At 63.1% G+C, this 5922-nt stretch carries 5 protein-coding genes; 4 read left to right on the forward strand and 1 reads right to left on the reverse strand.

What is annotated here, in order from left to right; all coding sequences use genetic code 11:
• The coding region (locus tag ACY69P_RS13225; protein WP_462327808.1) for a cupin domain-containing protein at positions 1-182 on the reverse strand (182 nt) is incomplete at its 3' end.
• Positions 183-496: 314 nt separating this feature from the next.
• On the opposite strand from ACY69P_RS13225, the gene ACY69P_RS13230 reads away from it, so the two are divergent.
• The 4 genes from ACY69P_RS13230 to ACY69P_RS13245 all read left to right on the forward strand — a co-directional run.
• Positions 497-991 (forward strand): YajQ family cyclic di-GMP-binding protein, encoded by a 495-nt coding sequence (locus ACY69P_RS13230; protein ID WP_459897815.1) that lies wholly within the window; start codon positions 497-499, stop codon positions 989-991.
• 11 nt (positions 992-1002) lie between these two features.
• Entirely contained in the window at positions 1003-2937 is a 1935-nt protein-coding gene (locus tag ACY69P_RS13235) for an ATP-binding cassette domain-containing protein (protein WP_462327809.1), read from the forward strand.
• Between the two features lie 180 nt (positions 2938-3117).
• Positions 3118-3522 (forward strand): YccF domain-containing protein, encoded by a 405-nt coding sequence (locus tag ACY69P_RS13240; protein WP_462327810.1) that lies wholly within the window; start codon positions 3118-3120, stop codon positions 3520-3522.
• A gap of 179 nt (positions 3523-3701) precedes the next feature.
• Positions 3702-5922 (forward strand): N-acetylmuramoyl-L-alanine amidase (locus ACY69P_RS13245; protein ID WP_462327811.1); only part of this gene is annotated, 2221 nt, incomplete at its 3' end.

The raw sequence follows: 5922 nt of genomic DNA on the forward strand, positions 1-5922 counted from the left end.
TCGCCCGGCGCGCTGTGGGTGCTGATGGCTTCCCCGGCGTCAAAGGCGAACAGGGTCGTGTTTACCGTCGGCCGCTGGCTGATGGTGCGGCTGACCACCTGACCGGGAGCGTAGTCCACGAGGTCTGCCATGACCACGGGCTGGGAAAAGGGCATGTTCTTTATAAGTGTTTCTTCTGGCATGGTGCCTCCTTGCCGGATATTCCGGCTGTGTCTGCATGATGTGTGTCCACAGTAGCCTACCACAGCCTCGCCGCCTTGACGTGCGTCAAACCCCGGCCACTTTTCCCAGACGGGCTTCTGCCTGCGCCGCCCTTTACAATATGGGCGGATTATTCCTATGTACCAGTCGCAGTGTGAGAGCGCGCCGCATCTGAACGTGGCCGCGCCCCGCAGCGATACAGCGCCAAGTCCCGCCCGCGCCGCGTCGCCGCGACCCGCCCGCGCCGGGCCTCTCCCCGCAGACGGGGCCACAATCTAGCCAGGAGACCAGACCTATGCCGTCTTTCGACATTGTCAGTCAGGTGGATTTGCAGGAAGCCGATAACGCCGTGAACAACGTGGTTAAGGAAGTGGCCACGCGCTACGACTTCCGCGGCGTGCACACCGAAATTAAGCTGAACCGCAAGGATAAGGTCATCAGCATCGTCACCGGTGACGAGATGAAGATCAAAGCCCTGCGCGAAATGCTTATCGCCCATTTCACCCGCCGCAAGCTCGACTCCAAGTGCCTGGAGTTCAAAAAGCACGAGGCCACCTCGCAGGGCCAGCTCAAGCAGGACGTGGCCATCAAGGAAGGCATCTCCAAGGAGATGGGCCAGAAAATCGTGAAGACCATCAAGAATCTGAAGCTCAAAAAGGTGCAGCCCGCCATTCAGGACGATCAGGTCCGTGTGACGGCCAAGCAGATTGACGACCTTCAGACCGTTATGCAGACCCTTAACAACGCCGATTTCGACCTGCCGCTGCAGTTCGTGAACATGAAGCGCTAGCGGAGAGAGGCGTGGCGCTTATTAGCATCAAGGATATTCGGCTGGCCTTTTCCGACGCGCCCGTTCTGGACGGCGTCAGCATGCAGATTGAGGCCGGGGAACGCGTGTGCCTTGTCGGCCGCAATGGCGAGGGCAAGTCCTCGCTCATGCGCGTGGTCACCGGGGACATGAAGCCCGACGGCGGCGAGATAGCCATCGGCAAAGGCGTGCGTGTTGCCCGGCTGTCGCAGGACGTGCCGCAGGACATCACCGGAAGCGTGTTTGAGGTGGTGGCCACCGGCATTGGCGAGATGGGCACCGCCCTCTACGATTACCGCTCCGCCGTGGCCGCTGTGGAGCGCGACGCCTCGGCTATGCCCGCACTGGAGGCCGCCCAGCAGGCCGTTGACGCCAGCGGCGGCTGGGAATCCTACCGCACGGTAGAGATGGTGCTCTCGCGCCTGAAGCTGGACGCGGATGCCGAGTTCGCCACGCTGTCCGGCGGCCTGAAGCGCCGCGTTATGCTGGCCCGCGCCCTTGCCAGCGACCCGGATGTCCTGCTCCTTGACGAGCCCACGAACCATCTGGACATCGACTCCATCACGTGGCTGGAGGAATTCTTGCTCCGCCACGTGAAGACCCTTTTCTTCGTCACCCACGACCGCGCGCTGCTCCAAAAGCTGGCGACCCGCATTGTGGAGCTGGATCGAGGCCACCTGGCCGACTGGCGGTGCGATTACCAGACCTACCTCACGCGCAAGGAGGAACTCCTGAACGCCGAGGAAAAGGAATGGGACCGCTTTGACATCAAGCTGGCCGAGGAAGAGCAGTGGCTGCGCAAAGGCGTCACTGCCCGCCGTCGCCGCAACATGGGCCGCCTGCGCGACCTCAAGAAAATGCGCGAACAGCGCAAAGCGCGGCGCTACCGTCCCGGACAGGCCAAGATGCAGCTGCAGGAGGCCGGGCTGTCCGGCAAGCTGGTGGCCGAGGGGCAGGACCTGACGGTGGCTTTTGACGGCGCCCCGGTGTTCAGCAATTTTTCCACCGCCATTATGCGCGGGGACAAGGTGGGCATCATCGGTCCCAACGGCGCGGGCAAGACCACGCTGCTGCGCACCCTGCTGGGCAAGCAGACCCCGGACAGCGGCGCCGTACGCCTTGGCACCAATCTGGAGATTGCCTACTTTGACCAGCTGCGCGCCAGCCTCGACATGGACGCCCGCGCCTATGACGTGGTGGGCGACGGGCAGGAATGGGTGACTGTGGACGGCAACAAGCGCCACGTTATGGGCTACTTGCAGGACTTCCTGTTCACGCGCGACCGCGCCCGGAGCAAGGTGCATACCCTGTCCGGCGGCGAGCGCAACAGGTTGCTCCTTGCCAAGCTGTTCACGCGTCCGTCCAACGTCCTCGTCCTTGACGAACCCACCAACGACCTCGACGCCGAAACGCTGGACCTGCTGGAAGAACTGTTGATGCAGTATTCCGGCACCGTGCTGGTGGTCAGCCATGACCGTGCCTTCCTCAACAATGTGGTCACCTCCACCATCGCCTTTGAGGCGGACGGCGTGGTGCGTGAATACGTTGGCGGCTATGACGACTGGCTGCGCCAGTGCCAGCAGGCCGAGGAAAACGCCGGCCCCAAAAAGGCCGAAGCGCCAAAGCCCCGCCAGCGCCCCCGCGCCGACGGCAAGCGCAAGCTGACCTTCAACGAACAGCGCGAGCGCGACGCCTTGCAGTTGGAATTGGACGGGACCCCGGCGCGCATTGAAGCCATGGAGGCCGCCCTTGAAGACCTCAGCGCCAAGCTGGCGGACCCGGACTTCTATCAGCGCGACCCTGCTGGCTTTGAGGCCGCAACGCAGAATCTTGGCAAAGCCGAAGCTGACCTTGACGCCGCCCTTGAGCGGTGGGAGGAAATAGAAAGCCGTTTGGCGGAGTTGTCGGAAGACGGCCCGGCCGCGTAGGGTGGTGAAGACGGCATTCTGCGGCGGCATCTGCCCGCAGCGTGGCCGCTCCGGCTGGCTCTGTGCACACTGGGCGCAGTGCCCCGCGCCGCGTTCCGCCGTTTTTGCGCCGCCCGCAGTGGGTGATTGTGGAGCGGACAGCTTGGGGCGCACGCCCCCAAAGAACCAAGGGAGACGCGTATGATTCGCATGCTGCTGAATATCCTGTGGCTTGTTCTTGGCGGCCTGCCCATGGCCATCGGCTGGTGGCTCTCCGGTGTGGTCATGATTGTGACCATCATCGGCATTCCGTGGGCGCGGTCCTGCTTTGTTATCGGCACGTTTGCCCTGTGGCCCTTTGGGCGCGAGGTGGCCGACCGCCGCGATGTGACCGGGCGTGAGGACATTGGCACCGGGCCGCTGGGTATGCTCGGCAATGTGGTCTGGTTCATCCTCGCGGGCATTTGGTTGGCAATTGGGCACCTTGTGGCCGCTCTGGCCAATTTCATTACCATCATCGGCATTCCCTTTGGTTTCCAGCACTTAAAGCTGGCCGTCATCTCCCTTGCGCCCATCGGCAAGACCGTTGTGGTGCGCGAGGTCTAGCGCGCTGCGTTTAGGCGGCAAAGCCGCGTGTGGCGGGCTGTGGACCGCTCTATGGCCCGGTGCGCCCCATGGGGTTGCACAGTCGGTGGAATCGCGGGTATATGTGCGGAGGCAAAGACAATTTCAGCCGAGTCCACGGCTCGCCTGCAACCTTACACACGGCAACCTGCACGGTGTTCATGCATAGACGATACACTCTCCCGTCCACATCCCGCGGCGTTATGCGCCGCGTTCAGGCCCGGTGCATCATTGTCCTGCTCATGGCGGGGCTGATGCTGTCCATGACCGCTGTGGCCCACGCCGCCAGCCAGCGCACTGCGTTTCTCGACGCGGTGTCACGGTTTAAGAAGGTAGGGGCGTCCTCAAGTTTGGCCCAGCGCCGGGATATGTGGAAGGATGTGCACTCGCGTTTTCGGCGCGTGCTGAACATGAACCCGGGCAGTGGCTATGGGCCAAAGTCCCTGTACTACATGGCCCGCTGCTATGAGGAGCTTGCCGAGCGCTCGTGGCTGAAGTCCGACGCGCGCGAGGCGGTAGACGCCTTCCAGCGTGCGGTGAACCATTTCCCCGCGCGGCACAGCTGGGTGGATGATTGCCTCTACCGCAAGGCCGCGCTGTCGTATTCGCGCCTTGGCGACGCCGCCGGGGCGCGTTCGGATTTGGAGCGTTTGCTCCGGTCCTATCCCCGTGGCGATTACGCCGGACGCGCCAAAAAGCTCCTTGCCGAGGTCAAGAAAAAGGCCCCGGCAGTGACGCGCCCCGCGCCCACCAAATCCGTTTCCATGTCCTCGTCGGTGCTGCGCCGTGAATACACGCGCGCCGTGGACCGCTTTAAGGCGCTGCAGAGCGACCGCCGCGCCCAGCGCGATGATTTTTTGCGTTTGGCGCGGGAGTTCAACCGCCTGTCCCGCGTGCGGGGCGGGGGCGTGTATGCCGCGCGCTCCGCGTACTTTGAGGGCTATACTTACGATGAACTTGGCCGCCGGTCCGGGCGGCGGGACGATTCCCGCCTTGCCGCCGAAAAGTACCAGCGCGCCCACGATATGTTTGACGAGGATGACTCATGGCGCGATGACGCGCTCTTCCGCAAGGGCGAGGTGGAATACACCGCTCTTGGCGATGAGAATCAGGCCTATGCGGATTTGCTGCGCCTTGTGCGCGACTACCCAAAGGGAGACCGCTACGCCGACGCCAAACGCCTGCTGCGCAAGATGGACCACGCCCGTGTGACGTCCAAGCCCAAACCCAAGAAAAAGCCCGCCGCCACGGCCGCGGCTCCGGCGGACTCCGGTGATACGGCGCGGCTGGTGAACATCCGCCACCGCAGTGGTGACGACTTCACCCGCGTGGTGCTGGATATGGACCGGTCCGTGAAGTTTGAGGACCACTCCCTGCCGCCGGACCCGTCCCACAACAAGCCCCACCGCATGTTCATCGACCTTGAGGGAACACGCCTTGCGCCGGACCTTGCCGCGCGGGTGAGTGTGAAGGACGGCATCCTGAGCGGCGTGCGCGCCGGGCAGAATGATGTGAAGACCGCGCGGGTGGTGCTCGATTTTCAGCGCCTGAACAAATATCACCTGTTCACGCTGGAAAATCCCTTCCGCATCGTTATCGACGTGTTTGCCGAGCAGCGCGCGGCAGGCGCCGCCCCGGTCAAAAAGACCAAGTGGCCCAAAATGCCCGACGCCAACCACAAGCCCACCACCAAGGACAAGCAGGTGGCCAAGGATGTGCTGGCGCAGCTGGGTATGACCATTGGCACCATCATGATTGACGCCGGTCACGGCGGCAAGGACCCGGGCGCGCTGGATTACGTCTACTACAAGGACAAGCGCGGCCGGAAAAAGCGCCGCATCCGCACCATGGAAAAAGACGTCACCCTGAGCCTTGCGCGCATTCTTGGGGCCAAGCTGCAAAGCCGCGGCTTCCGCGTGCTCTATACGCGTACCTCAGACACCAAGGTGCAGTTGGAAGACAGGGCCATGGCCGCCAACATCAAAAAGGCGGACCTGTTCATCTCCCTGCACTGCAACGCCAACCGGCGTTCGTCCGTGCGCGGCTTTGAAACGTACTACCTTGGCAAGGCGCGCAACGACATTGTCCTGCGCCTTGCGGCCAAGGAAAACGACGTGGACCCCATGCGCATTAGTGATACGCAGAAAATCGTCATGGACCTTGTGCACAGCTTTAAGATTCGCGAATCCAAGGTGCTGGCGCAGCACGTGCAGAAAAACTGCGTCACAACGCTCAAGCGCAAGTACAAGGGCGTGCGGGACCATGGCGCGCGCAGTGCGCCGTTCTTCGTGCTCATTGGCGCGCGGATGCCGGCCATCCTCGTGGAAACCGGCTACATCACCAACCCCACGGAAGTGCAGTGGCTGCGCCGTCAGGACTCCC

It is taken from the genome of Desulfobaculum sp., assembly GCF_054921475.1.

Bases quoted from the DNA above. Each gene is read 5' to 3' on its own strand.
- ACY69P_RS13230 (WP_459897815.1), top strand. From the start codon at position 497: ATGCCGTCTTTCGACATTGTCAGTCAGGTGGATTTGCAGGAAGCCGAT.
- ACY69P_RS13240 (WP_462327810.1), top strand. From the start codon at position 3,118: ATGATTCGCATGCTGCTGAATATCCTGTGGCTTGTTCTTGGCGGCCTG.